Source organism: Streptomyces bobili, from assembly GCF_002154575.1.
GTDB classification, from domain to species: Bacteria; Actinomycetota; Actinomycetes; order Streptomycetales; family Streptomycetaceae; genus Streptomyces; species Streptomyces bobili.
Map to the genome: position 1 here is coordinate 1 of NZ_MUBA01000463.1, position 26,399 is coordinate 26,399.

The 26,399-nt window shown below is 72.5% G+C and carries 15 protein-coding genes and 3 pseudogenes; 5 read left to right on the top strand and 13 right to left on the bottom strand.

Features of this window, described 5'->3' with window-relative positions; all coding sequences use genetic code 11:
• Nucleotides 1–95: 95 nt before the first annotated feature.
• Nucleotides 96–1,235: a CPBP family intramembrane glutamic endopeptidase gene (locus BZL64_RS30260; RefSeq protein ID WP_086772338.1), complete on the bottom strand. Its 1,140-nt coding sequence runs from the start codon at nt 1,233–1,235 to the stop codon at nt 96–98.
• A gap of 138 nt (nt 1,236–1,373) precedes the next feature.
• Between BZL64_RS30260 and BZL64_RS39955 the strand changes: the two genes are divergently transcribed.
• Together BZL64_RS39955 and BZL64_RS30270 are read left to right on the top strand one after the other, a co-directional pair.
• Nucleotides 1,374–3,338 (top strand): sensor histidine kinase, encoded by a 1,965-nt coding sequence (locus BZL64_RS39955; protein ID WP_086772339.1) that lies wholly within the window; start codon nt 1,374–1,376, stop codon nt 3,336–3,338.
• Between the two features lie 248 nt (nt 3,339–3,586).
• Nucleotides 3,587–4,243, top strand: a complete 657-nt coding sequence (locus BZL64_RS30270; protein WP_086772340.1) for a response regulator — start codon at nt 3,587–3,589, stop codon at nt 4,241–4,243.
• A 134-nt stretch (nt 4,244–4,377) separates the two neighbouring features.
• Here BZL64_RS30270 and BZL64_RS30275 read toward each other — a convergent pair whose 3' ends face one another.
• From BZL64_RS30275 to BZL64_RS30295, 5 genes are all read right to left on the bottom strand, one after another.
• On the bottom strand, nt 4,378–7,752 hold the full coding sequence (locus BZL64_RS30275) for a pyruvate carboxylase (RefSeq protein WP_086772349.1): 3,375 nt from the start codon (nt 7,750–7,752) through the stop codon (nt 4,378–4,380).
• An 83-nt stretch (nt 7,753–7,835) separates the two neighbouring features.
• Nucleotides 7,836–8,288 carry a hypothetical protein gene (locus BZL64_RS30280; RefSeq protein WP_086772341.1) on the bottom strand — a complete coding sequence of 151 codons (453 nt, stop codon included), beginning with the start codon at nt 8,286–8,288 and terminating at the stop codon, nt 7,836–7,838.
• A 90-nt stretch (nt 8,289–8,378) separates the two neighbouring features.
• Complete coding sequence (locus BZL64_RS30285; protein ID WP_086772350.1) at nt 8,379–9,221, bottom strand: lysozyme; 843 nt, start codon at nt 9,219–9,221, stop codon at nt 8,379–8,381.
• Nucleotides 9,222–9,348: 127 nt separating this feature from the next.
• A complete protein-coding gene (locus tag BZL64_RS30290; protein ID WP_086772342.1) occupies nt 9,349–9,543 on the bottom strand; it encodes a hypothetical protein in 195 nt (64 codons plus the stop codon).
• Between the two features lie 167 nt (nt 9,544–9,710).
• On the bottom strand, nt 9,711–10,370 hold the full coding sequence (locus BZL64_RS30295; protein WP_244205558.1) for a LamG domain-containing protein: 660 nt from the start codon (nt 10,368–10,370) through the stop codon (nt 9,711–9,713).
• Between the two features lie 300 nt (nt 10,371–10,670).
• Between BZL64_RS30295 and BZL64_RS30300 the strand changes: the two genes are divergently transcribed.
• Nucleotides 10,671–15,872, top strand: a complete 5,202-nt coding sequence (locus BZL64_RS30300) for a family 43 glycosylhydrolase (protein WP_086772344.1) — start codon at nt 10,671–10,673, stop codon at nt 15,870–15,872.
• A 90-nt stretch (nt 15,873–15,962) separates the two neighbouring features.
• Here BZL64_RS30300 and BZL64_RS30305 read toward each other — a convergent pair whose 3' ends face one another.
• The 7 genes and pseudogenes from BZL64_RS30305 to BZL64_RS30330 form a co-directional block, all read right to left on the bottom strand.
• Complete coding sequence (locus tag BZL64_RS30305; protein WP_086772345.1) at nt 15,963–18,761, bottom strand: DUF5682 family protein; 2,799 nt, start codon at nt 18,759–18,761, stop codon at nt 15,963–15,965.
• A complete protein-coding gene (locus tag BZL64_RS30310; protein WP_086772351.1) occupies nt 18,758–19,870 on the bottom strand; it encodes an ATP-binding protein in 1,113 nt (370 codons plus the stop codon). Before BZL64_RS30310 ends, BZL64_RS30305 begins: the two co-directional genes overlap by 4 nt.
• Nucleotides 19,871–19,936: 66 nt before the next feature.
• Nucleotides 19,937–21,376 (bottom strand): VWA domain-containing protein, encoded by a 1,440-nt coding sequence (locus BZL64_RS30315; protein ID WP_086772346.1) that lies wholly within the window; start codon nt 21,374–21,376, stop codon nt 19,937–19,939.
• Nucleotides 21,373–22,749: a hypothetical protein gene (locus tag BZL64_RS30320; protein ID WP_086772352.1), complete on the bottom strand. Its 1,377-nt coding sequence runs from the start codon at nt 22,747–22,749 to the stop codon at nt 21,373–21,375. Before BZL64_RS30320 ends, BZL64_RS30315 begins: the two co-directional genes overlap by 4 nt.
• Before the next feature lie 99 nt (nt 22,750–22,848).
• Nucleotides 22,849–23,343, bottom strand: a pseudogene (locus tag BZL64_RS41470) (hypothetical protein); the annotation flags it as partial.
• Nucleotides 23,344–23,619: 276 nt separating this feature from the next.
• Nucleotides 23,620–24,228, bottom strand: coding sequence for a flavin reductase family protein (locus BZL64_RS30325; protein WP_086772347.1), 609 nt, complete (start codon nt 24,226–24,228; stop codon nt 23,620–23,622).
• Nucleotides 24,229–24,344: 116 nt separating this feature from the next.
• On the bottom strand, nt 24,345–25,118 hold the full coding sequence (locus BZL64_RS30330) for an anti-sigma factor antagonist (RefSeq protein WP_086772353.1): 774 nt from the start codon (nt 25,116–25,118) through the stop codon (nt 24,345–24,347).
• Between the two features lie 125 nt (nt 25,119–25,243).
• Between BZL64_RS30330 and BZL64_RS41480 the strand changes: the two are divergent.
• Together BZL64_RS41480 and BZL64_RS30340 are read left to right on the top strand one after the other, a co-directional pair.
• Nucleotides 25,244–25,567, top strand: a pseudogene (locus BZL64_RS41480) (helix-turn-helix transcriptional regulator); the annotation flags it as partial.
• Nucleotides 25,568–25,963: 396 nt separating this feature from the next.
• Nucleotides 25,964–26,399: pseudogene (locus BZL64_RS30340) on the top strand (C40 family peptidase); the annotation flags it as partial.

The following is a 26,399-nucleotide window of genomic DNA, read 5'->3' on the forward strand; positions in this document are numbered from 1 at the left end:
GGCAACGGCATGTCGATCCGGGCGCGTCTCGACGGCCCCGCTGTCGCTCATATGACCGGCCGTCGGCGGGAGTTGCTGGTGCTCACGGGCGGACGCTAGCGCGGGGAGCGGGCGGAGTCAGCGGACGGAGAGGCAGCGGGAGGTGTCCCCGGGGGCAGACCTGGTGCGTCCGGCCGGGCGCCGTAGGGGACGGGGAAGCCGGGGACCGGGGCGTGGGCGTATCCGGCCGGGACGGGCGCAGGCGGGGCCGGTACGGCCGCAAGTTCCGCCGGGGCGGTGCGGGCGGGCCGGTGGCGGCGGGCCAGCCACAGGACGGCGGCGGCGTAGAGGGCGACTCCTGTCAGGTCGAGCAGGACGAGTTCCCAGGGCGCGTCGGCGGCGGTGTCGTCGCTCGCCAGCCCATCGACGACGGAGGCCGCCGCGGCGAAGGCGAGCAGGTTGTTGACGGCGTGCAGGCCGATGGCCGCCTCCAGTCCGCCGGTACGCACGGTCAGCCAGCCGGCTACGGCCCCGAACACCACCAGGTCGGCGAAGCCCCAGGGGGTGCCCCAGCCGTGGGCGGCGGCGAACAGCACCGCCTGGGGCGCGATGGCGATCCAGGGTGAGCGCAGGAAGGCGCCGACCGCCTGGGTGAGCCAGCCGCGGAAGACGTACTCCTCGGCCGCCGCCTGGAGGGGCACCAGCAGGACCAGCATGGCCAGGGCCGGCCCGAAGACCTCCCACCCCGCCCACTGTTGCGAGGGCTCGCCCTCCGCGGGCAGCAGGAGCATCGCCCCGGTGGTCGCCGCGAGGATCGGCACCGCCGCGAGCAGGCACAGGCCGAGCCACCGCCATCTCAGTCCGCCCGTCACGGAGGAGACCGTCCCGGCCGGGCGGCGGCCGATCCAGCGGACCGCGAGCAGCACGAGGGGGATGGCGACGGCGAGCATCGTCAGGTCGACGGCGGTGCTCGTCACCGGCCCGAACTCCACGGTGCCGTCCGGGCCCCGACGGTGGCCGCGGGCCGCTCCCACGGCGTCGACGAGGCCGTAGAGCAGCACGACGGTCACCATGTACGCCGCCGCCACGAACAGCGTGCCCAGTACGGGACGCCACCATCGGTGACCTCCCCGGATCCGGGCCAGCCGGTGGTGGGCGAGCGGTTCCGCGAGGTGAGCGGGCGGCGGGACGGGAAGAGGTCCGGGATGAGGTCCGGGGAGGTACGGCCAGGGCGCGGCGGCGGACAGGTTCGTCATGACGGCTAGCCTCGCCGATCACCCGTGTCCGGGGCATCGGTCCGGCGCAGGAAGGGCACCTCCATCGCTGGGTGGAGGGCGGCCTCGTGCCGGGGTCGGGTGTGGCGCGGCCCTGGCGCGTCCTACGCTCGCTGCGACATGGAGACGATACGCAACTGGCTGCTCCCCGCCCTCCTCGCGGGCGGACAACTCATCTGGCTGTGGACCGGTGCGGAGATGGCCGGCGAGGAGGTGCCCGGGTCGGCTCGGCTCGCCGCCGTCCTCGTCGCGCTGGCCGTGGAGACCGTCGCGCTGGGCCACCGGCGGCAGGCGCCGGTCCGGGCTCTGGCCTGGACGCTGGGCACGCTCGTGTTCGGCCAGGTGGCGGGGGACGAGAACTACTTCGGGCTCGGCACGCTGGTCTCGCTGTACTCGGTGGCCGCCCGCCGGCCCGTGCCCGTGACCCTTCGCGCGGTCGCCGCGGTCGTCGGCGTCGAGTGGCTGATGTCGCTCGTCCGCCTCGGGCCGCGGCCGACACTGGCCACCGAATGGGCGCTCGGAGCGCTGGTGTACGTGGCGTGCGCGGGGCTCGGCGAGGTCCGCCGCCAGTGGGTCAGGGGGCGGTCGGCCGCGGCCCGTCGGCTGGCCGGCGCGGAGGAGACGCGGCGGCGTGCGGCGGAGACCGAACGGCGGCGCCTGGCCCGCGAGTTGCACGACGTGAGCGCCCACCATCTGACCTCCGTCGTCATCACCGCCGACGCCGCAGGCCGACTGGGCGGCACCAGACCGGAGTTGACGGCCGAGGCGCTGGCGTTCGCGGAACGCACCGGCGTCGAGACCCTGACCACGCTGCGGCGGCTCGTCGGACTGATGCGGGACACCGACGGCGCGGACGCCCGTCCGATGACCGCGCGCATCGAGGAACTTCTCGCCGGTTTCGGGCGGCTGGGCCCGCCGATCGAGGCGGATCTCCCCGACGACCTGGCCGGCCCGGCCGCGGAGGCCGTCCACGGGATCGTCCGTGAGGCGCTCACCAACGCCCTGCGGTACGCACCCGGTTGTGCCGCGCACGTCGAAGTCCGGCGCGCGGACGGCGTCCTGGAACTGACCGTGGACAACGCCCCGCCGCGCGGCATCGTGACGTCCGGGGCGGGCGGTCTCGGCTCCGGGCGAGGTCTCGCGGGGATGCGGGAGCGGGCGGCGGCGGTCGGCGGGGACCTGACGGCCGGCCCCCGGCCGGACGGGGGCTGGCGGGTCCGGGCGACCCTGCCCGACGTCACCGGGCCCTGGGGCCCGCCCGAGGAGGGCGACCGGCCGGACGTGCTGCGGGAGCAGCGGCTGGCCGATCCGGCCCTGGTCTTCGCGGGAGCGGTGCTGCCGCTGGCGTTCGCCCTGGTCGTCGCGGAGGACTGGACGCCCGCGAGCCTGCGCGGCGCGCTGCCCGCACTGCTCGTCCTGGCCGCGCTGCTGACCGTCCACGCGCTGCCGCTGCTGTGGCGCCGGCGCGCCCCGTGGGCGGCTCTGCTCGGGGTGCTGGCCACGTCGTGGCTGTGGCCGCCTGCGGTCGCCCTGGGCGTCGTACCGGTGCGGGTGTCCGAGTTCTTCGACGCGGGGGCCCTCACCGAACTGCTGGCCGTCTACGCGATCGGCGTCTACGGCGGGGGCGCCGACCGTACCTGGCCGGCCTGGATCGTGTCGGCGGTGTCGCTCTCCTCGGTGCTGGTGGTGACGGCGGCCGCGGAGGGGAACCTGACGGGGGCGGGCTCGGTACGCCTCACCGCCGTGGTGGTGTTCGTGCCGCTGGCCGTGGTGACGGCCGGGGTGTTCGCCGCCCTGTGGGGTGCCGGGCTCGGCGTGCGCCGCCGGCGCCTGCGGATCCTGGCCCTCGACGACCACGCGCTCTCCGCCTCGCTGTGGCATGCGGAGCGGGCGGCGGACGCCGAACGGTGGCGGCTGGCGGCGAAGTTGCGTGACGCGGTGCTGGAGCGCACCACCGTCCTGGTCGAACGGGCCCGGCAGGGACGGCTGGAGGAGGTGGCGGCCGAGGCCCGCGCGGCACTGACCGCGATGCGCGAACTCCTGCACGGCCTGAGCGCGTCGGAGCGGCGGGGCGGGGAAGAATAGGGATGCTTCGCGCCGAGAACACCGGTCGGCGCGGCTGGCCCTCTCCCCCACGGCCTGGTCGGCGTTCCTCGGCGCGATCGACACGGCCGGCGCCGGCCGGCGCTTCCCGGCCCCGTGACCGTCCACGCCGTGGGCCCGCCCCCCTCCGCGGCGTAGTCCCCTCGAACGGGCCGGTATCGTACCGGTGTTGTTGTCGGTCCGGGTGAGTCCGGGCCCGTTCAGGAGGTGGCCCCGTCGTCACGCGTGTGATGGTCGTCGACGACCAGGCGGTGGTCCGTGCCGGCTTCGCCGCCATCGTGGACGCCGAGCCCGATCTGACCGTGGTCGCCGAGGCCGGTGACGGGGCGTCCGCCGTGGCGCTGGCCGCCGAGGAGCGGCCCGACCTGGTGCTGATGGACATCCGTATGCCCGGCATGGACGGCCTCACCGCGACCCGTCTCGTCACCGCGGCGCCGAACGGCCCGCGGGTGCTGGTGCTGACCACCTTCGACCTGGACGCCTACGTGTACGAGGCGTTGCGCGCCGGGGCGTCCGGCTTCCTGCTCAAGGACGCCCACCCGGAGGAACTGCTGTCCGCGATCCGGGTCGTCGCCGCCGGGGAGGGCATCCTCGCCCCGACCGTGACCCGCCGGCTGATCGACACCTTCGCGCAGGGCGCTCCACGGCCGCCCGCCGTCACCGGTGCCCTGTCCGCGCTCACACCCCGCGAGAAGGAGGTCCTGCTGCACATCGCGGCGGGGCTGGCCAACGCCGAGATCGGCGCCGCGCTCGGGGTGACCACGGGCACGGTGAAGACCCATGTGAACGCCCTGCTGTCCAAGTTGGGCCTGCGCGACCGGGTGCAGGCGACGATCCTGGCGTACGAGAGCGGGCTGGTCCGGCCGAGCGGCACGGCCGACGCGTAGGCCTGTCCTGCGACGCGTAGGCCTGTCCGAGGCGTGCGGCCGAGCGACGCGCGGGCCCGACCGTGGTCCCCGCCGGGAAAGGGCTCCCCCGGAGTGAGCGGCTGCCGGGGCGGGCCTCGCCCGCCCCGGCCGGCTCAGCCCACCTCGACGAGGAGGTCGCCGCCCTCCACCTGCTGGATCCGGTTGATGGCCAGGCGGTTGACCCGGCCGCCCTGCGGGGCCGTGATGGTGGCCTCCATCTTCATCGCCTCGATGGTGGCGACCGTGGCGCCGGCCGCCACCTCGTCGCCCTCGGCGACCGCCAGCGTCACCACGCCGGCGAACGGCGCCGCGACATGGCCGGGCTTGGACCGGTCCGCCTTCTCGGTGACCGGGATGTCGGAGGCCGCCGCCTGGTCGCGGACCTGGACGGGCCTGAGCTGGCCGTTCAGGGAGGACATCACGGTACGCATGCCGCGCTCGTCGGCCTCGCCCACCGCCTGCAGTTCGATCAGGAGCCGCACGCCTGGTTCGAGGTCGACGGCGTACTCCTTGCCGGGGCGCAGCCCGTAGAAGAAGTCCTTGCTGTCCAGGACGCTGGTGTCGCCGTAGGCCTGGCGGTGGGTGTCGAAGTCGCGGGTCGGACCGGGGAACAGCAACCGGTTGAGGGTGGCGCGGGGGGCCTTCTCCAGTCCGTCCCGGTCCTCGGTGGTCAGCGCGGTGACGGGCTTGGCGGCGGCGCGGCCCTGGAGGGCCTTGGTGCGGAACGGTTCGGGCCAGCCGCCGGGCGGGGTGCCGAGTTCGCCGCGCAGGAATCCGATGACCGAGTCCGGGATGTCGTACGTGTCGGGGTCGGCCTCGAAGTCCTTCGGGGAGACGCCCGCGCCGACCAGGTGCAGGGCGAGGTCGCCGACCACCTTGGACGAGGGGGTGACCTTCACCAGGCGGCCGAGGATGCGGTCGGCGGCGGCGTACATCGCCTCGATGTCCTCGAAGCGGTCGCCGAGGCCGAGCGCGACGGCCTGGGTGCGCAGGTTGGACAGCTGTCCGCCGGGGATCTCGTGGTGGTAGACGCGGCCGGTGGGCGAGGCGAGGCCTGCCTCGAAGGGGGCGTAGATCCGGCGGACGCCCTCCCAGTACGGTTCGAGGTCGCCGACGGCCTGGAGGTCGAGGCCGGTGGGGCGGTCGGAGTGGTCGGTCGCGGCGACGAGCGCCGACAGGGACGGCTGGGAGGTCGTCCCGGCCATGGAGGCCACGGCCCCGTCGACGGCGTCCACGCCGGCCTGGATCGCGGCGAGGTAGGTGGCGAGCTGCCCGCCCGCGGTGTCGTGGGTGTGCAGGTGCACCGGCAGGCCGAACTCGCGGCGCAGCGCGGAGACGAGGGTGGCGGCGGCCGGGGCGCGCAGCAGGCCCGCCATGTCCTTGACGGCCAGGACGTGGGCGCCGGCCTCGACGATCTGCTCGGCCAGGCGCAGGTAGTAGTCGAGGGTGTAGAGGCGTTCGCCCGGGTCGGACAGGTCGGAGGTGTAGCAGAGGGCGACCTCGGCGATCGCGGTGCCCGTAGCGCGTACGGCGTCGATGGCGGGGCGCATCTGGCCGACGTCGTTGAGGGCGTCGAAGATGCGGAAGATGTCGATACCGGTGGCGGCGGCCTCCTGTACGAAGGCGTCGGTGACCTCGGTGGGATAGGGGGTGTAGCCGACGGTGTTGCGGCCGCGCAGCAGCATCTGGAGGCAGATGTTGGGGACGGCCTCGCGCAGGGCGGCCAGCCGCTCCCAGGGGTCCTCGGCGAGGAAGCGCAGCGCGACGTCGTAGGTGGCGCCGCCCCAGCACTCCAGGGAGAGCAGGTCGGGCAGGGTCCGGGCGACGGCGGGGGCCGCGGCGAGGAGGTCCTTGGTGCGCACGCGGGTGGCGAGGAGCGACTGGTGGGCGTCGCGGAAGGTGGTGTCGGTGACGCCGAGCGTCGGCGATGCGCGCAGCCACTGGGCGAAGCCCTCGGGGCCGAGGCCGACCAGTCGCTGGCGGGAGCCGGCGGGCGGCTCGCCGGCGGGCAGCGGGGGCAGTTTGGTCGTGGGGTCGATCAGGTCGGGCCGCTCGCCGTGCGGCTTGTTCACGGTGACGTCGGCGAGGTAGGTGAGCAGTTTGGTGCCGCGGTCGGCGGAGTGCCGGGCGGTCAGCAGGTGCGGGCGCTCCTCGATGAAGGAGGTGGTGACCCGCCCGGCCTGGAAGTCGGCGTCGTCGAGGACGGCCTGGAGGAAGGGGATGTTGGTGGCCACGCCGCGGATGCGGAACTCGGCGACGGCACGCCGGGCGCGGTTGATCGCGGTGGGGAAGTCCCGGCCCCGGCAGGTGAGTTTGACCAGCATCGAGTCGAAGTGCGCGCTGATGTCCGTACCGGCGTGGGTGGTTCCGCCGTCGAGGCGGATGCCGGAGCCGCCCGGGGAGCGGTAGGCGCTGATGCGGCCGGTGTCGGGGCGGAAGCCGTTGGCGGGGTCCTCGGTGGTGATACGGCACTGAAGGGCCGCGCCGCGCAGGGTGACCGTGTCCTGGGACAGGCCGAGGTCGGCGAGGGTCTCGCCGGAGGCGATGCGCAGCTGGGCCTGGACGAGGTCGACGTCGGTGACCTCCTCGGTGACCGTGTGCTCGACCTGGATGCGTGGGTTCATCTCGATGAAGACGTGTTTGCCGTCGCGGTCGAGGAGGAACTCCACGGTGCCGGCGTTGCGGTAGCCGATTTCGCGGGCGAAGCGGACGGCGTCGGCGCAGATGCGGTCGCGCAGTTCGGGGGGCAGGTTCGGGGCGGGCGCCAGTTCGATGACCTTCTGGTGGCGGCGCTGGACCGAACAGTCGCGTTCGAAGAGGTGGATGACGTTGCCCTCGCCGTCGGCGAGGATCTGCACCTCGATGTGGCGGGGGTCGACGACGGCCTTCTCCAGGAAGACGGTGGGGTCACCGAACGCGGACGCCGCCTCCCGCGACGCGGCCTCGATGGACTCGCGCAGCTGGGCGGGGGCCTCGACGCGCCGCATGCCGCGTCCGCCGCCGCCGGCGACCGCCTTGACGAAGAGGGGGAAGCCGACGGTCTCGGCGGCCCGGACCAGTTCGTCGATGTCGTTGGAGGGCTGCGAGGAGCCGAGGACGGGGACGTCGGCGGCGCGGGCGGCGGCGACCGCGCGGGCCTTGTTCCCGGTCAGTTCCAGGGTGCGGGCGTCGGGCCCGACGAAGGTGATGCCCGCCTCCTCGCAGGCGCGGGCCAGTTCGGGGTTCTCGGAGAGGAACCCGTAGCCCGGGTAGACGGCGTCCGCGCCCGCCCGGCGCGCCGCGCCGACGATCTCCTCCACGGACAGGTACGCCCGGACCGGGTGCCCCGGCTCCCCGATCTCGTACGCCTCGTCGGCCTTGAGCCGGTGCAGCGAGTTGCGGTCCTCGTACGGGAACACCGCGACGGTGCGCGCGCCCAGCTCGTAGCCGGCGCGGAACGCCCGGATCGCGATCTCACCACGGTTGGCGACCAGCACCTTGCGGAACATCATGGATCCCTTCAGCCTGCCGGTGACGGGACCATGGTGTCGGTGCCGTCACCGGAGTGCCATGTGAATCGGGCCACTCCCCCTCACGTTTCCCCCGTTTCCGGGCGAGCGGTGTGGTCGGGATGACCGGCGGTACGGCGGGCTTCCTTCAGTTCGGCCTCGTAGAGGTGGTCCCTGCCCTCGGCCAGCTCGTCCACGGCGGCTCGCTCGAGTTGCCTGAACGAGCGGTAGTACGTGCGGTCATAGGCCTCGACGATCTGGAAGGTCCAGTGGCCGGGGATGACGTTGCGGCCGAGGATCTCCGTGGAGACCTTCCGGGCCCACTCCTCGTGCCCGGCCTCGCGCAGCAGAGCGACCGCCTCGTCCAGTTGGAAGTCCGCGGTGCCGGTGAGCTGGTGGAACGCGTAGAGGTGGCCTCGGGCCCGCTCGGTCGTCTCCAGCGCCTTCGACAGTGCGCCCAGGGCCCTCACGGTGGCGCCGCTCGTCCCTTCGGGACGCCGGTGGTCGCGGTCGGGTCCGTCTTCGTGCGTGTGCATGGTCTCGCCTGTCCCCCGGACCGGACCGGAGGTGCCGGGCCCGGTCCGGTTTCGTCGGACTCGGTCGCGGGCCTCGCGGGCCCGGCGCGGTCAGCCGGTGGCCAGCTTCCGCAGGCCGTCGGGGCTTCCGTTGAACCGGTCGTGGTCGCCGACGGTGGGTCCGGTGGAGGTGTACTGCCAGAAGGTGTGGCGGGGCCAGCCGGCCGGGAGGGTGCCGGGAGTCGCTGCGTACCGGGCGATCCAGAGCGGGTTCGTGGCGCCGAATCCGGCGTAGTTGCCGGTGCACTGCGTCCACCAGCTGGTGGCGGTGTAGATGACGGCGTCGCGGCCGGTGCGGGCCTTGTAGCGGGCGAGGAAGTTCGCGATCCAGGAGATCATCGAGGCCTTGGTCCTGCCGAAGCAGGCGTCGCCGTACGGGTTCCACTCGATGTCGAGGACACCGGGCAGGGTGGTGCCGTCGCGGGTCCAGCCGCCGCCGTGGTCGACGAAGTAGTCGGCCTGCGCCGCGCCGCCGGTCGTGTCCGGGGTCGCGAAGTGGTAGGCGCCGCGGATCATGCCGACGGCGCGCGAACCGGTGTACTGCGAGCCGTAGTAGGGGTTGGTGTAGTAGGTCCCCTCGGTGGCCTTGACGTAGGCCCAGGTCACCCCGGAGGCCCACAGGGTGGACCAGGCCACCGTGCGCTGGTGGCTGGAGACGTCGACGCCCTCCGGCTGGGTGGCTGCCGCGCGGGTGTCGGGGGAACCGGTCCGGCCGTCGTGGAGGGCGACGCCCATGCCCATGCGGGCGGTGCCGCGGGCCGGGGTGCCGGGTGACTCGCCGGGGGAGGGCGGGGATATCGGCTGGTGCAGGGAGAGGAGTATGGACAGGGCGACCGGCAGGCCGGTCGCGTACAGACGCAGGCGGCCGAACGCCGCCGTCATGGGCCTTCGCATGCCTCCCATCTGATGTGCAGTCGAGGGTGCCCGCACCTTTTCGTCCCTCGGTCGGCCGCACCCCCGGGCCCTGCCGCCCGGGGGATGCGAGCGCGACGCGGCAGGTCCCGCGGGACCTGCCGCCGGGTCAGTGCCGGTCGGCGTCCAGTAGCGTCTGCAAATGCATCATGCAGGGGGTGCAGTGGCGGTCGGTCGTGTTCGTGGCCGTCGCGCCGGTGGCGGTGACATCGGTGCCGCACAGGCTCGTCCCCTGGTGCGGGACCACCACATGCCACACATGCTCACCGCCACCCGACGCGAGGCCCACCTTCATCTCGTACACGGCTCGTCCCTTCTGTCGGGCGTGCCTCCAGAAGACCGTGCGGGCCGCCCCGCGTCCCGCCGGGGCGGGCCATTCGGGGGAGGCGGTAGCCCGACCGCCACGCCCGGCTGGCCGGGCGGCGCGGTCCGTGGCAAGGTGCTCCGCGCACCCACGGGGTCCGCGGGACGTCAGCCGCAGGAGTCCCGGTGGACGGTGAGGGCGGCCACCTCGAAGGACATCTCGGTGACCTCCGGGTCGGGCGGTGGGTGGTAACGGCCCGCGCACACCGAGAGGTTGACGATGAGGTGGGCCTCCCAGTGCCGGCCCACGCCCCGCCGGTCGGCGAAGACGGTCGTGCCGTTCAGGGACCATACGACGTTTCGGGCGCCGAACTCGACGGCGAGGTCGACCCAGCCGCCGGGGCGGACGGCGTCGTCGTGGTGGTAGCGGTGGGTGCCGCGGACGTGGTTGGACAGTTCCAGCAGATCCGGGTTGTCGGGGTGGTACTCGAAGACGTCGATCTCCTGGCCGCCGTCGAGCCAGGTCCAGACGGCGGGCCAGGCGCCGGTCTCGACGGGCAGCCGCACCGTGGCCTCCAGCCGGTCGCCGGTGCGGGCCGTGAAGCCCTCGTCGCTGCCCTCGGTGGTGAGCAGTCCGGTGTCCCAGAGGCCGTCGGCGCGCCGGGTGGCCCGGAAGGTGCCGGTGCGCGCGTAGGCGGGGTCGGCCACCAGGTGGTCGAGTTTGTCGTCGTCGGGGTTGACGGGCCCGCCCCCGGGATAGGCCCACGAGCGGCCCGCGACCCACTGGCGGGCCGAGGTGAAGTCGGCCCTGAAACAGACGTCGGTCACCGGCGTGCTCCTCGCCCTCGCGCGTACCGTCACAGAGGGTCTGCCCTTTGCACTCGCACTCATACGGCGCCGGCCCGTACGCCACTCGGGTGAGGGACGCCGGGCTCGCACGGGTGCTCAACTCCCGTACGGGAGAACGGGCTGTGGCGTGGTGCTCCGACGGCCGTCGATGCGGAGGGCGTTGCCCCACATCACCTTGTTCGACCTGTCGGACATTGTTCGAGATCTATTGACGCCGTGCCGATCGCCGTTTGACACTCTCGCAACACCACGTCACACAGCGGAAACGGCGGGCCGATAATGACGCACACCCCACGACATCGCAGCAACGCGAGACGGTGGGCGGCCCGCCTCGCCGGACTGACCGCCGCCTCCCTGCTCCTGGGCCTCACCGGCACCACGACGGCCGCCCAGGCGGTGGAGAGCGCCGACATCACCGACGGACTCGTCCTGCGGTACGCGCTCGACGGGCCGGCCGGTGTCACCGACTCCTCCGGACACGGCCGCGACGCCACCGTCCAGGGCACCGCCGACTGGTCCGCCGCGGGCCAGGGGCTCGCCTTCAACGGCTCGGACACCTACGTCAAGCTGCCCAACGACGTACTGAAGGGCCTGAACTCCGTCTCCGTCTCGATGGACGTACTCATCGACGCGGCCCAGAGCACGCCGTACTTCCTCTACGGCTTCGGCAGCTCCAGCGGCGGCAACGGAAACGGCTACCTCTTCGCCACCGGCAACTCCCTGCGCACGTCCATCGCGACCGGCAACTGGTCGACCGAGCAGACGACCAGGCCGGCCGACTCGCACAACCTGACCCGCTCGGTGTGGAAGCACCTCACGTACACCCAGACCGGCGGCACGGGTGTGCTCTACGAGGACGGGGTGGAGGTCGCCCGCAACACGGCGGTCACCATCACCCCCGGCGCCATCGGCTCCGGCACCACCACCGCCAACGCGATAGGCAGGTCGGTCTACTCCGGCGACAAACTGTTCAAGGGCAGGATGCGCGACTTCCGCGTGTACGACCGGGCGCTGGCCGGTTCCGAGGTCGAGCAGCTCGCGCTCCCCGTGGCCGTGCGGGGCGTCGCCGACGACAAGGCGGCACTCAGCCTGGGCGACACCAGCGGTGTGACCGCCGATCTGGCCCTGCCGAAGACCGGCACGGCCGGCGGCTCGTCGATCAGCTGGAAGAGCGACAACACGGACGTGGTCTCCGACTCCGGCGCGGTGACCCGTCCCGCCGCCGGTGAACCGGACGGCCGCGCCACGCTCACGGCGACCCTGAAGAAGGGCACCGTCAGCGACACCAAGACCTTCGAGGTCACGGTCCCGGCCGCCTTCGACGACAAGACCGCCACCGAGCAGGCCGCCGAGGCGCTCACCGTGCGCAACCTCGACGACGTGCGCGGCAACCTCACGCTGCCCGCCACGGGCGCCTACGGCACGACGGTCACCTGGTCCTCCGCGAACGCGGGTGTCGTGGCCGACGACGGTACGGTCCACCGCCCGGCGCACGGCGACGGCGCCACGACCGTCGAACTGACCGCGACCGTCGCCAAGGGCGACGCGAGGACCACCCGCGCCTTCACGGCGAAGGTGCCCGAACTGCCCGCGCCCCAGGCCTACAAGGGCTACATGTTCAGCTACTTCACCGGCGAGGGCACCTCGGACGGCGAGCAGCTCTACGCGGCCCTCAGCAAGGGCAACGACCCCTTGAACTGGCGGGAGCTGAACGACGGCAAGCCGGTCCTGACCTCCACGCTCGGCGAGAAGGGCCTGCGCGACCCGTTCATCATCCGCTCCCCGGAGGGCGACAAGTTCTACCAGATCGCCACCGACCTGCGGATCTACGGCAACGGTGACTGGGACGCCTCCCAGCGCACCGGCAGCAAGTCCATCATGGTCTGGGAGTCCACCGACCTGGTGAACTGGACGAATCAGCGCCTGGTCAAGGTCTCCCCCGACACGGCCGGCAACACCTGGGCCCCCGAGGCCTACTACGACGAGAAGCTCGGCGAGTACGTCGTCTTCTGGGCGTCGAAGCTGTACGCCAACGCCGACCACTCCGGCGACACGTACAACCGCATGATGTACGCGACGACCCGCGACTTCTACACCTTCAGCGAGCCCAAGGTCTGGATCGACCGCGGCTACTCGGTCATCGACTCCACGGTCATCCAGCACGACGGCACGTACTTCCGCCTGTCGAAGGACGAGCGGAACAATACGTCCGACACCCCCAACAGCAAGTTCATCTTCGAGGAGAGGAGCGACTCGCTCCTCGACACCTCCTGGACGGCCGTCGCCGAGGGCATCGGCAAGGGCGCGATGAGCGCCGCCGAAGGGCCGCTGGTGTTCAAGTCGAACACCGAGGACAAGTGGTACGCGTTCCTCGACGAGTTCGGCGGACGCGGCTACATCCCCTTCGAGACCACGGACCTGGCCTCCGGCGTCTGGACCCCGTCCACCGGCTACGACCTGCCGTCCAAGCCCCGCCACGGCACCGTGCTCCCGGTCACCCAGGCCGAGTACGACCGGCTGCTGAAGACCTACCAGCCGGACCAGATCATCACCGGCGTCGAGGACGTCAAGGTCGGGACGCGCATCGGTGACGCCCCGGTCCTGCCCGCCACCGTCATCGCCGAGTCCGCGGACGGCGTGAAGCGGCCCGTCGCCGTCACCTGGGAGGCCGTGGCCGAGTCGCAGTACGCGCAGGCCGGCACCTTCACGGTGAAGGGCGACCTGCCCGGCGACGCGGCGATCGAGGCCAACGCCGAGGTCACGGTCTCGGCCGAGGGGCCGGACGTCCCGGCCGACCTGCTCCTGCGCTACGGCTTCGACGAGACCGGCGGCAGCATCGCCCGCGACTCCAGCGGCCACGGCTACCACGGCACCTACGTCCGTACGCCCGACTTCGGGACCGGCGTCGACGGCGGCTCGTTCAAGATGTCCGGCGGCTCCAGCAGCTCCGACTCGCCGTACGTGAAGATCCCCAACGGGGTACTGAAGGGCGCGACCGCCGTCACCGTCTCGACGTACGTCAAATGGAAGGGCGGCGACAACTTCCAGTGGCTGTTCGGGCTCGGCCCCGACAGCGACAAGTACCTCTTCGCCACCCCCTCCAACGGCGGCGGCAAGCTGTTCTCCGCGATCACCAAGGCCACCTGGTCCGGCGAGAAGCAGATGATCGGCGGCTCGAAGCTCACCGCGGGTGAGTGGAAGCACGTCACCGTCACGCTGGACGGCGCGACCGAGACGGCGGTCCTCTACGTGGACGGCGCCGAGGCGGCCCGCGTCAGCGGTGTCACCGTCAAGCCGTCCGAGCTGTACGACTCCGCCAAGGACCACTCGGGCTACATCGGCAGGTCCATGTACTCCCCGGACCCGTACTTCGGCGGCGAGGTCGACGACTTCCGGATCTACAACCGGGCCCTGACACCCGCCGAGGTCCTGGAGCTCAGCGGCAACACCACCGGCGTCGCCGCGGCGACCCACCCGGCGCTCAAGGTGGACGCCCTGATCGACGACAAGGACAGCGAGATCGTCCTGCCGCTGACCGAGGGCAGTGACGTCACCGCCCTGGCACCGCAGTTCACCCTCGCCCACGGCGCGGGCATCAGCCCCGCCTCGGGCACCCTGCGCGACTTCACCGAACCGGTGACGTACGAGGTCACGGGGTCGGACGGGAAGAAGCGCACCTGGACGGTCTCGGCGGTGATCATGAAGAGCCCGGTCCTGCCCGGCCTCAACGCCGACCCGAACATCGTCCGCTTCGGTGACACCTTCTACCTCTACCCGACCACCGACGGCTTCGAGGGCTGGAGCGGTACGCAGTTCAAGGCGTACTCCTCGACCGACCTGGTCCACTGGAAGGACCACGGCGTCATCCTGGACCTGGGTCCGGACGTCTCCTGGGCGGACAGCAGGGCCTGGGCGCCGGCCATGGAGGAGCGGAACGGCAAGTACTACTTCTACTTCTGCGCCGACGCCAGCATCGGTGTCGCCGTCTCCGACTCCCCCACCGGCCCGTTCGAGGACGCGCTCGGCAAGCCGCTGCTGAAGGCGGGCGATTACCGCGGTCAGATGATCGACCCGGCGGTCTTCACGGACGACGACGGCCAGGCGTACCTCTACTGGGGCAACGGCCGCGCCTACGTCGTGCCGCTCAACGAGGACATGATCTCCTTCGACGCCTCGAAGGTCACCGACATCACCCCGAGCGGCTACAACGAGGGCACCTTCGTCATCAAGCGCAAGGGCACCTACTACTTCATGTGGTCGGAGAACGACACACGTGACGAGAACTACCAGGTCGCCTACGCCACCGGCTCCTCGCCCACCGGACCCTGGACCAAGCGGGGCGTGATCCTGGAGAAGGACCTCTCGCTCGGCATCAAGGGCCCCGGCCACCACTCGGTGGTCCACGTCCCCAACACCGACGACTGGTACATCGCCTACCACCGCTTCGCCATCCCCGGCGGTGACGGCACGCACCGCGAAACGACCGTCGACAAGCTGGAGTTCGACGCCGACGGCCTGCTGAAGAAGGTTGTTCCCACCCTGGGGAGCATCGACCCGGTCACCGTCGTCCGCGCCGGCCAGGACGCCTCCGGCAAGGAAGGCGACAAGATCGAACTGACCGGCACGCTCTCCGGCGCGGGCACCGCCAAGTGGACGGCCCCGAGCGGCGCACCCTGCGCCTTCACGGACGCCGAGTCGGCGAGGACCACCCTCACCTGCACCGACAACGGCACCTACGAGGTGACCCTGACCGGCGGACGCAGCAGCGACTCGGCCACCGTGACCGTCACCAACGCGGCCCCGGAGATCACCTCCGCGACCGGCCCGAAGTCCCCCGTGGCGGCGGGCAGGAGCACGACGGTCACGGCCAAGTTCAGTGACCCGGGCGCCGGTGACAAGCACACCTGCAAGATCGACTGGAAGGACGGCACCGACCCGACGGCCGGCAAGGTCACCGCCGCCGGCTGCCAGGCCGAGCACACCTACCGCAAGGCCGGCATCTTCCGCCCGGTGATCACCGTCACCGACGACGACGGCGCCTCGGACAGCACGACGCTCCCCGAGCTGATCGTGTACGACCGTACCGCCGGCCCCGTGGCCGGCGCGGGCCTCGTCGCCGTCCCCGGGGCCTACCCGGCCCAGGCGGCGCTGGCCGGCAAGGCGTCCTTCTCCCTGGCCGCCGACTACCGCACGGGCGCCACCGTCCCGACCGGCCGGGTCACCTTCGACTTCGGCCCGGCCCGGCTGAAGTTCCGCTCCACCGGCCTCGACTGGCTGGTGGTCACGGGCTCCCGGGCCGTCCTCGAGGGCTCCGGCACCGTCGCCGGAACCGCCGGCTACGCCTTCCGCGTCACCGCCACGGACGCGCCGGACACCTTCCGCATCAAGATCTGGAAGAAGTCCACGGGCGCCGTCGTGTACGACCTGACCGGCACGGCGAAGGTGACGGGCGCCCTCACGGTCGGCCCCCGGCACAGCTAGGCCGCTACTCCCTTCGGACCCGCACCGGGTCCGCCGGAACAGAACGGGCCGCTCCACCGCTCCTGACAGCGGTGGAGCGGCCCGTTCACGTCAGCCGGCCGCCAGCAGGGTCTCCAGCGCCCTCGCGGTCTCCGGGTGACCGTCGAGCAGCTCCGCCCCTCGCGGGGCCGCCGCCTCGGGGTCCGCCCAGGTGCCGTCGCAACCGAGCAGTTCCGCGAGCGCGTCGCAGGTCACCGGCCGCGCGACGAGCAGGGCGACACCACGAGCGCCACCGGCGGCCGGTCCCGGCCGGACGGCCGGGAGTTCCTGGGGTGCCAGCCACGGCGGCACCCAGGAGTCCAGCTCCGCCAGCCGGGCCGGGAAGACCCGGCCCGCCTCACGGATCAGCAGCGGGGCCAGCTCCGCGCCGCCCGCCCGCAGGCTGGTGATCAGCGTCGGCAGCCAGGGCAGCAGGACCGGGTCCGGAAGCCGCGCGAAGGCGTTCGACACCGCCTCGACGACGAAGTCGGCCAGCCCCGGCACCGGCTCCAGCGCGTGCACGAACCCGCTGAGATAGCGCGGGTACGCGGGCACCACCAGCGGATTGCCCAGCAGCTCGTCGCAGCGGGCCCGCAGGTCCGTGCGGGACAGCGTGCCCAGGTGCGTCTGCGCCGCCCACAGCAGCGCCGTACGGGACGGCTCCTGCGGGTGGGACTGGGCGAGGGCGAGCTCCAGCTGCGTACGGTCGCAGCCGAGGGACAGGGCGAGGCCCTCCATGCCGAACAGGAAGCCCAGCATGGCCGCGACCTGCCGGACGGTGGCGTCCTCGTCGGTGAACGCGGTCGGCAGCAGGGTGCAGTAGTGCGCGTAGCCCGTCTTGACGAACGCCTCGATCCAGGGCGGCAGGACCGGCTCGCTCGTGCGGTAGTACGCGAGCAGGCGGCGGACCCGGCGCAGCACCTCGGGTGCGCCGTCCACACTGCGCTCACCCGCCAGGACTTCCAGGGCGCGGGTGCCCAGTTCGTCGGCGAGGCGGCGGCTGCGCAGATGGAGGATGGCGTCCTCGACGGCCTCGAGGACCTGCGCCGCCGTGGCCTGCGGGGCGTACGCGGCGCGCCGCAGCCGCTGCTCCAGGACCTGTTCGATGCTGACGCCCTCGTAGCCCAGCTCGATGAGCGCCCGTTGGTGGGTGCCGAGGGCCAGGTCCCAGGACTCCTGGATCGCGCGCTCACCGAGGCGCCGGTCGCCCATGATCGGCCGGGCGGCGCCGTGCGGCAGCAGTCGCCGCAGCATCCACAGCACGTCGGAGCAGCGCTCCAGCTCGGGCCGGCCGGCGATGTCGAGCAGGGCGCGCTGTACGCCGCGCTGCTGGAGTTTCAGTTTCAGCGGGGCGAGCCGGTCGTGGACGTCCCGGGCGAGGGGCGGCAGCGCGTCGTAGCCGACCTGGCCGATCCGGTCGCCGCCCATCATGATCTCGACGAGCCGCGCCACGTCGCGCCGGCCCGGTACGGCCTCCTTCTCGATGCAGGTGACGGCCGCGTCCTGGAAGTCGTACGGCGTCGGGCGGACCCGGTCGCGCATCCCGGCCAGCAGGATCGACGTCTCGAACACGGCGATGGCGTCGGCGGTGGAGGCGAGGTAGCCGGCCCGGCGTGCGGCCCGCACGATGTCCACGGACCAGCCGAGCAGTTCGGCCTCGTCGAGGGGATCGAGGGCGGGCGGTCGCTGGAGGAACCCGGTGAGCCGGTCGGCGGGCGGGGCCGCGGCGGCGGGCAGAGCGGCCACGGCCGCCTTCCTCGCCCTGGTGCTCTTCTTCGTGCCGGCCTGTCCCTCCAGCCGGTAGGGCCGCACTCCGGTGCGCTTGAGGTTCTTCGCCCATTCCGTCGCGGCGATGGACACCGACCCGGCGGCGAGGCCGAACTGCGCCTCGATCGCGGCGTGGCTGGAGGGGATGAGTCCGTGCCGCCACGTGGTGGGGGTGGGCGGGCTGATGGTGAAGGTGTCGCTGCCCTCGACGCCGAACTCCTCGACGCGGCTGGCCGCGTGGAACGCGCCGCAGACGTAGAGGCAGTCGGCGGGGTCGGTGCCGGTGGCCGCGAGGTGTTCACGCATCCGCGTCCACATGTACCGCTCGCGGTCCTCGTCGATCCGGACCCGGCGCTGGTCGCCGGGTGCCAGGCGCCGGAAGAGGCTGCCGATGAGCAGCATGACCTGGCGGTAGGTGTCGTGGTCGCTGCCGCCGAGGGGCAGTTCGACGTACTGGTGCCACCACTCCGACCAGTGCCGTACGCGGCCGTGGCGCAGCAGGTGCTCCTCCAGCTCGGCGAAGCGGGGGCGCAGGTCGCCGATGTCGACGCCGACCGCGTCGCCGTGCAGGGCGCTCTCCTCGTCGGCGGGCGGGGTGTCCGGGCCGGTGTCCGCGGCGGGCGGGGTCTCCCACTGGAAGACGTGGTCCGAGGAGCGGTCGACGAGGACGAGGTCGACGCCCGGGGTGTCGAGGGCGTACGCGATCGCCTGGTACTCGGCGGAGGCCTCGGTGACCGGCGCGACGACGGACAGCGGCGCCCATTCGGCGGGGAAGCCGTCGATCTCGGAGGCGAACGCCTGTACCGCCACCGGGAGGCGGCAGTTGCGCAGTTCGGTGAGGAGGGGTGCCATGTCCTCGCACAGCTCCAGGTAGACCACCTTCGGCTGCTTCTCGCGGAGCCGGCGGGCCATGGCGAGGGCGGAGGCCGGGGAGTGGTGGCAGACGGGGAAGATCTCCAGGGGCTCGCGCACCGCGCGTTCGACGTCGTCGACGATGCCCCGCAGGATGCCTTCGAGGGCGCCGGGTCCGTCGGCGAACGCCGTCGCCGCGTCCTGGAGCTGGGTGCGCAGGGCGGTGAAGGTGCCCTCCGGCGGGGTGCTCATGACAGGGTCGCGATCGCGTCGCGGCCGCCCTCCAGGAACTCCGGCCAGGAGCCCCCCTCTTCCTTGCTGCGCGGCTCGACGACTCCGTGCAGGTACTTGTTGAGGATGGCGAGGTCCTCCGGTTCGCGGCGGGCCAGGGAGCCGACCAGGGACGAGGCGAGGGCGTGTGCGGTCAGGACGCGTTCGCCGAAGAAGTTGCTGTGCAGGATGGCGTCCTCCAGTACGCCGATCTGCTCGGCCGTGGACAGCGCGGACTCCAGCTTCTCGTCGTCACTGGCCGCCGCGGAGGCGGATGCGCGCAGGTCGGCGAAGCTCTGCAGCAGCACGTCCAGCAGGGTGGGCGGGACGTCCAGTTCGATCTGGTGGCGGCGCAGGAGTTCCTCGGTGCGGAAGCGGACGATCTCCGCCTCGCTCTTCTTGTTCGTCACGACCGGGATGCGCACGAAGTTGAAGCGGCGCTTGAGCGCGGAGGACAGGTCGTTGACGCCCCGGTCGCGGCTGTTGGCGGTGGCGATGACGGAGAAGCCCGGCTGGGCGAACACGATGTTGTCGCTGTCGAGTTCGGGCACCGAGATGTACTTCTCGGACAGGATGGAGATCAGGGCGTCCTGGACGTCACTGGTGGAGCGGGTGAGTTCCTCCACGCGGCCGATCGTGCCGGTCTCCATCGCGGTCATGATCGGTGAGGGGATCATCGACTCGCGGGACTGGCCCTTGGCGATCACCATGGACACGTTCCACGAGTACTTGATGTGGTCCTCGGTGGTTCCGGCCGTGCCCTGCACGACCTGGGTGGAGTTGCGGCAGATCGCGGCGGCCAGCAGCTCGGCCAGCCAGCTCTTGCCGGTGCCGGGGTCGCCGATGAGCAGCAGCCCGCGGTCGGAGGCCAGGGTGACGATGGCCCGCTCGACGATGCTGCGGTCGCCGAACCACTTCTGCGAGACGTCCCGGTCGAGACCGTCGGCGCGCTCGGAACCCAGGACGAACAGCCGGACCATCTTCGGCGACAGCCGCCAGGAGAACGGCTTGGGCCCGTCGTCGACCGACTCCAGCCAGTCCAGTTCCTCGGCGTACTTGATCTCGGCGGGGGCGCGCAACAGGTCGGACATCGGCATGCCTTTCTACGGCAAGGGCGAGAGGGAAAGTGACAGAAGGAGTGAGCGCGAGCCGGCGTCTCAGGTGAGGAACGTCTTCAGCTCGTGCACGAGTTTGCGTATGTGGCCGGAGAGCACCGGCGTGCCGAGGTCCTTGAAGCGTTCCCGGAACCAGGGGTTGACGCTGCCGCGGCCCGAGCTGGTCACCGAGCCGACGGGGATGAACTTGACCCCGGAGCGGTGCAGGGCGGCCATGCTCTCGTAGAGGGGCTCACCGCGCCACTCGTAGAAGTCGGAGATCCACACCACGACGGTGTTGCGCGGTTCGGCGATCTTCGGCTGGGCGAGGGCCATGGCGACGGTGCCGTCGGTGCCGCCGCCGAGGTTGGTGCGCAGCAGGGTCTCGAAGGGGTCGTGCACCCACGGGGTGAGGTCGAGCGCCTGTGTGTCGTACGCGATGAGGTGCACGTCGACTTTGGGCAGTCCGGCGAAGATGGAGGCGAGGATGGTGCAGTTGACCATGGAGTCGACCATCGAGCCGGACTGGTCCACCACGACGACGAGCCGCTGCGGTGTCGTCTTGCGGGCGGTGTGCCGGTAGTAGAGGCGGTCGACGTAGAGCCGCTCCTCCTCCGGGCTGTAGTTGGTGAGGTTCTTCCAGATGGTGCGGTCGAGGTCGAGGTTGCGGAACACCCGCTTCGGCGGGACGGACCGGTCGATGGCGCCGACCGTGGCCTTCTCGACCTGGGTGCGCAGTATTTCGGCGACCTCGTCGACGAAGCGGCGGATCAGTGCCTTGGCGTTGGCGAGGGCGACGCCGGACAGGTTGTTCTTGTCGCGCAGCAGTTGCTCGATGAGCGACATGCTCGGGGTGAGCCGGGCGGCCAGCGCGGGATCGGCGAGCACCTCGCGCAGGTGCATCCGCTTGACCAGGTCGCCTTCGAGGGCGCCGAGTTCGGGTCCGATCTGCGGGATCAGCCGGCTGAGGTCGGGTGTCCCTCCGTTGGCGCCCGTGCCGGTCGGGCCGACTCCCCGGCCGCCGCCCGGCCGGCCGCCGCGCAGGTCGCCGGGTGTGCAGCCGAGCGCCCGCTCCAGCCAGCCGGCGTCGGACTGCCAGCGGGCCAGCTGTCCGGCGCTGACGGCTCCGGTGCCGGTGGAGAAGACGTTGAGCAGCACCTTGGAGACGAGGGCGGCGCGCCGCACCTCGGCCGGGCGGTCACGGGTGTCATCGCCGTCGGTGTCCGCGTCGGGCTCGGGGACCATCAGGCCGTCGAACTCGGCGGCCAGTTCGGGGTGGCGCTGCACGACGGAGTCGACGGAGGCCCCCGGGTCCAGCAGGGCCGGCGGCAGGCCGATGTCCTCGACGACGGCGAGGCTCGCGGACTCCAGTGCGGCCTGCTCCTCCGGGTCGAAGAGTCGGGCGAGGAGCCGCCAGTAGAGGACCTGCCGGCGGTTGTCCTGGGGGTCCGCCTCGGCGCCGGGCCCGGCCGGGTGGGCGAGGGTGTTCTCGGGCTCGTTCATGTGCGCAGCAGCCTTCCCGCCCGCTCCCGCAGGACGGTCACGGCATCCGTGGCGGCCTTCTCCGCCTTGACGCCGGTCTTGTCGGTGGTGCCGCCCGCCCAGGCGCCCGCCTGGAGGGCCACCGTCTTCTTGCGCACCGTGGTCTCGACGGCGAGCGGCTGGACGTGGAACGCGCCGTCGTCCCAGCGCAGCAGGCCGATGCAGGCATGGGAGGCGGCCACCGCCTCGGGGGTGAGGGGGCCGGCGGCCGGGATGCGGTCGGTGTCCACGGCGAGGGAGTGTCCGGCGAAGCCGAAGGTGAGCGGGGAGTCGCCGTCCTGGCGGGTGGTGTAGCCCTCCAGGAACACCGGTTCGGCGAGGCGCGCGGTGTGGCGGTCCAGGGGTGCGGTGAGCGGGGCCGTGGCGGCGGGGAGGGCGACGCGTGCGGTGGCGAAGGCGTCGGCCGGTTCGCCCGTACGGGCCCGGTCGTCGTCCCAGATCAGGTCGCCGTCCTCGGTGAGGGGCATCTCGGTGAGCTGCATGGACCGGCCTTCGCCGAGGGCCGCCAGCAGCGGCAGGTGCGGGCGCAGGAGCTGCCAGACGCCGGCCGCGACGACGGTGTCCGGTTTCGGCACGGAGACGCTCGCCCGCACCAGGCGGGGCGCGCCGCCGTCCGTGGGTTCGAACACCGCGTGGACCTGGGCCTGGGCGGCCGTCGCGTGCTCGTGCAGGTCGACGCCGAGGGGAAGCAGGCGGCCGGTGACGGGGGCGGCCGGCCGGGGTGCGGTGGCGCCGGGCCGGGTCAGGAGCAGGGCGCGCGCCCACAGGTCGCCCCAGCGGCGCGCCGGGAAGCGGTCCAGGGAGGAGCCGGGGCAGGAGGCGGCGAGTTCGGCGGCGAAGCCGTCGAGCAGCGTGGCCAGTCGGCGCAGGGCGGGGTCGGGCAGCATCGCGGACACGATCTGGGCGGCGGAGCCGACGAGTTCGTGGTCGATGCCCTGCCAGCCGGCGCGGGCCAGGTCGGCGAGCCAGGTCCGGGCGGCCAGCAGGAGGTTGACGGTCTGTCGCTGGTCCGGGGCCGTGGTCGAGGCCTCGCCCCGCGGGCGGCCCGTGCTCTCGTCGGCACGGGCCGTCAGGGCGTCGTGCGCCGCGCCCAGCAGCGCCGTGCGGGCGGCGGCGAGGGCGAGGAAGTGGTCCTCGCCCGCGGTTCCGGCCGCCGCCTTCTCGACGGCTTCCGCGACCCGCGCGGCCAGCGGCGAACCGGCCACGGCGTGGGCGAGTTCCGTCAGGTCGGCGACGCGGGCGGGCTGCGGACGCGACAGGCCGGCGACGAGGGCCCGGTCGAAGGCGTCGACCGCCGCGAGGGCCTCGCCGAGGCCGTCGACGGGCGTGGTCAGCGGGTCCGCGGACCGCTCCCGCGTGACCGGTCCATCGGTGACCGCCTCATCGGTGACCGGCTCCGCCGCGTGCGGGGGCACTCCGGCGGCGGTCGCCGTCCTGGTCGGCGGGAACCACTGCATCTCCGGCAACGGGGCGGTGGTGGGCGCGAGTTCGAGGTAGGCGAGGTGCCGCAGGAACCGGCTGAAGACGGAGGCCGCCGTGGTCTTGCCGTCGGCCGGGGCGGGCCGGGTGGCGGTCATGGCGCCGGTGATGCCGGGGACCGTGGCCTCCCCGCCGGCCGGTTCGACGCGCAGGTAGCGGGCGACGCGCTCGGCGCCGTACTGCAGGACGGCCTCGGTGATCAGGGCGCGGATGTGGTTGCAGAACGAACCCCGGGCGCCGCCGCAGGGGCGGTTGTTGTTCGTGCTGCACGTGAACGCGTAGGTCCCGGCGGCCACCGAGGAGACGTACACGCGCTCGATGTCCGAGCCACTGGAGACGACGCCCTGGAGGCGTCCGTCGGCCAGTTCGACGAAGGGGACCTTGGCGAGTTTGCGGGGCCGCGCGGGCGGCACCACCCGGGCCGTGCTCGACTTCTCCCAGTCCGACAACGCACCATCTCCTTTGCAGCACAAAGCCCGGTCGCGCCAGGTCGGCGCAGGGCAGGGGGGCTGTCGCACCGGAGTCGGTGCGACAAGAACGAAGCTACCGGTGACCACTGACAACGCCCGGCGCGCTGCTCGCACCGGGCGTTCACGGACGGGGTGAGGGAGCGGACACCCGCGCGAGGTGGCCCACCTGACGTGTCTTCAGGAGGGGCCGGAAGAGGCGCTGCGAACCCGTGGCGCGCCGTCCGGGGTGTCAGGACGCGGTGTCAGGACGCGGTGTCAGGACGTAGGCCAGTCGCGGTAGGGGATGCGGGCGAGTTCGCGGACCTCGCCGACGGTGCCCCACTCGTTGCCGCCGAGCCGGGACAGTGGCCGCAGCCGGCGGATGTCGGGCCGGCCGTCGACGACGGCGTCCTCGTGCACGGCGGCGTGCACGACCTGGCCGAGAACCAAGGTGGAGTTGCCGATGCCCAACGTCGAGTGGAGCCGGCATTCGAGAGCCACCGGGGAGGCGGCCACACGGGGCGGACCCACGACGAGCGAGGGCTCCCGCTCGATGCCGACGGCGTCGAACTCGTCCACCTCGGCGGGGAAGTCGACCGCGCTGGCGTTGATCTGCTCGAAGAGCGGTTCGGGGGCGAGGTTGACGACGAACTCGCCGGTGGCCTCGATGTTGCGCAACGAGTCCTTGCGTCCCACGGAGGTGAACTGGACGATCGGCGGATCGGTGCAGGCGACGGTGAAGAACGAGTGCGGCGCCAGGTTCGCGGTCGTGCCGTCGGCCGCCAGGGTGGACACCCAGGCGATGGGCCGGGGCACGACGACGGAGGTGAGGAGCCGGTAGAAGGCTCCGGCGCCCAGGCTCTCGGGGGCGTAGTCGATGCGCATGGCCCAGTTCTACCGGACCGACCGGGCGGGGAGGCCGCGGCCCCTGGCCTGGTCGGAGGTGACACTCGCGCCGGTGAGCGGGTGACGCGACGGTCGTCGAGAGACGGGGTGAGGGGTCACCCGTCGACGGGATCGCTCCGCTCCCCCGCTTCCCCCGCCTCCACCGCCGGGGAGGCGGCGCGGATCCTGGCGACGGCCGCCGCCACCTGGTCCCGTACGGCCTCCGGTGGCGGGTCTCCCTCCACGGCGCCGACGAGGTCGTGGGCGAGGTGGTGCAGCTTGGTGTTGGTGTGCTGGGAGGCGTCGACCAGGACCCGCCACGCGTCCTGGGCGCTCAGGGCGAAGGAGGCCATCAGGATGCCGCGGGCGAGGTCGATCACCGGGCGGGTCTGCATGGCCCGTCGCAGCTGGACCACCTCGACGCGCAGTTCCTTCTCGCGACTGCCCTCCTCCGGCGGCTCGGGGTCGGGGGCATCGTCGTCACGGTGGGGGTCGGGGTCGGTGCCGGCGAACAGCGCGGCGGTGCCGGTCAGGTCCAGGAGCCGCTGGACCACGGGCGCGGCCGAGCGGATGACGAGGGGCTTGCCCTGCCGCAGGCCCCGCTCGCGCAGTTCGAGCAGCACGTTCAGGCTGGCGCAGTCACAGAAGGTGACCCCGTCGAGATCCAGTTCCACGGCGCCGACGGCCGCGGCCAGCGCCGCCCGCAGGGCGTGCTCCAGCTGCTCGGCGCATTCCAGGTCCAGCTCACCGTCGATCTTCACCGCCACCCGCTCACCCTCCACGCGAAGGGCGATCCCCGGCAGCGGCCGGGGGTGCGGCGCGCCGCTCGCCCCGGCCCGCAGGCCGCCCGCCCCCGCGCCGCTTTCCGCGTCGTACGCAGGCTCTGCCATGACCGCCTCCCCGGTCACTTTCCTCACCGTCCCAGGCTCACTCTCATACCCGTCATACGTCAACCGATACACGAAATATAGTTCAGGCCTTTGTATACGTGAATCCGCGGCCGTATCATTGCCCCATGGAAGCAGTGCCCGAATCGCACACCGGATGGACGTTCCTGACGAACCACGCCCGCGTACTGGCGGTCATCGCGGACAACCAGACCGCCCGGATCCGCGACATCGCCGCGCGCTGCCGGCTGACGGAACGCAGCGTTCAGAAGATCATCGCCGACCTCGAGCAGGAGGGCTACCTGTCCCACACCCGGGAGGGGCGCGGCAACACCTACCGGATCGAGCCCGGCAAGGTGCTGCGCCACCCGGCCGAGGCGGGACTGACGGTGGCGGCCCTGCTCTCCCTGCTCGACCAGGACGAGGCGGCCCGCGCCCGCCGCCCCGCGCCGGACACCGGCGGGGACGCGGACGCGCCGGATCCGCGACGCGAGCACGACGGCCAGGCACACCGGTCAAGTCGGACCGATCCAAACGCCGTTGCGGTGAAGAGAGACCAAGGTCACGAATACGTATCGGACATTTAGCGCTTCAATCTTCACACCAGTCACACAAGTTGGCTAGGTTGACGTAAGGCCGCACGACCGACTCCGGCGAACCCCGCCGGCCGCGCGACCTCCGCCGAGTCCGTGACAGCAGTGCCGCGGCCGGAGCCGGGACCGTCCATCCCCGGGGTGAGATGCTCAACCGCCCGACGGGGTGGCGAGCTTGGGAGTACCTTGCTGCAAGGACCGCTCCCGGATCCACCGCCCACTCGGCCGGCGGAGCACGGAAGGAGTACGTCTTCCATGGCGACGGATCGCACCACGCTCCCCACAGGGACAGGTTCCGCACGCATCGAGGACGCAGGCACACCGAGCCGTGCGGAGATCCAGCAGCGGGTCAGCGCCCTGTACGACCGGGCCGAGACCGACACCGGGACCTTCAACGCCACGCGCGCCAGGTCGGGCGGAGGCGGTCGGCGGACCGTGAACTCCGTCGCCAACAGCGGGCGCCCGGCGGCCGATCCCGAGCTGGAGGCCGTGACCCGTCAGTGGTTCGAGATGGCGCGCAGCCGGGTCGGACCGACGACTCCCGCCAGCCTCCCCGCCGACCGCCGGCCCGACCGTCCGGCACTCGCCCCGCCCCCGCGGAGCACACCGGAGCCGGCGGCGGGCGGCCAGCGTGAACTGGAGGCGGGCGGCCGACGAGCGCCGGAGCTGACCGGGCGGGCCGTGGCCGCGC

Coding starts and splice junctions, on each gene's coding strand:
- BZL64_RS39955 (WP_086772339.1), top strand. CDS start 1,374: ATGGAGACGATACGCAACTGGCTGCTCCCCGCCCTCCTCGCGGGCGGA.
- BZL64_RS30280 (WP_086772341.1), bottom strand. CDS start 8,288: ATGCACACGCACGAAGACGGACCCGACCGCGACCACCGGCGTCCCGAA.
- BZL64_RS30260 (WP_086772338.1), bottom strand. CDS start 1,235: ATGACGAACCTGTCCGCCGCCGCGCCCTGGCCGTACCTCCCCGGACCT.
- BZL64_RS30330 (WP_086772353.1), bottom strand. CDS start 25,118: ATGGCAGAGCCTGCGTACGACGCGGAAAGCGGCGCGGGGGCGGGCGGC.
- BZL64_RS30305 (WP_086772345.1), bottom strand. CDS start 18,761: ATGAGCACCCCGCCGGAGGGCACCTTCACCGCCCTGCGCACCCAGCTC.
- BZL64_RS30300 (WP_086772344.1), top strand. CDS start 10,671: ATGACGCACACCCCACGACATCGCAGCAACGCGAGACGGTGGGCGGCC.
- BZL64_RS30315 (WP_086772346.1), bottom strand. CDS start 21,376: ATGAACGAGCCCGAGAACACCCTCGCCCACCCGGCCGGGCCCGGCGCC.
- BZL64_RS30275 (WP_086772349.1), bottom strand. CDS start 7,752: ATGTTCCGCAAGGTGCTGGTCGCCAACCGTGGTGAGATCGCGATCCGG.
- BZL64_RS30310 (WP_086772351.1), bottom strand. CDS start 19,870: ATGTCCGACCTGTTGCGCGCCCCCGCCGAGATCAAGTACGCCGAGGAA.
- BZL64_RS30270 (WP_086772340.1), top strand. CDS start 3,587: ATGGTCGTCGACGACCAGGCGGTGGTCCGTGCCGGCTTCGCCGCCATC.
- BZL64_RS30285 (WP_086772350.1), bottom strand. CDS start 9,221: ATGCGAAGGCCCATGACGGCGGCGTTCGGCCGCCTGCGTCTGTACGCG.
- BZL64_RS30325 (WP_086772347.1), bottom strand. CDS start 24,228: ATGCGCATCGACTACGCCCCCGAGAGCCTGGGCGCCGGAGCCTTCTAC.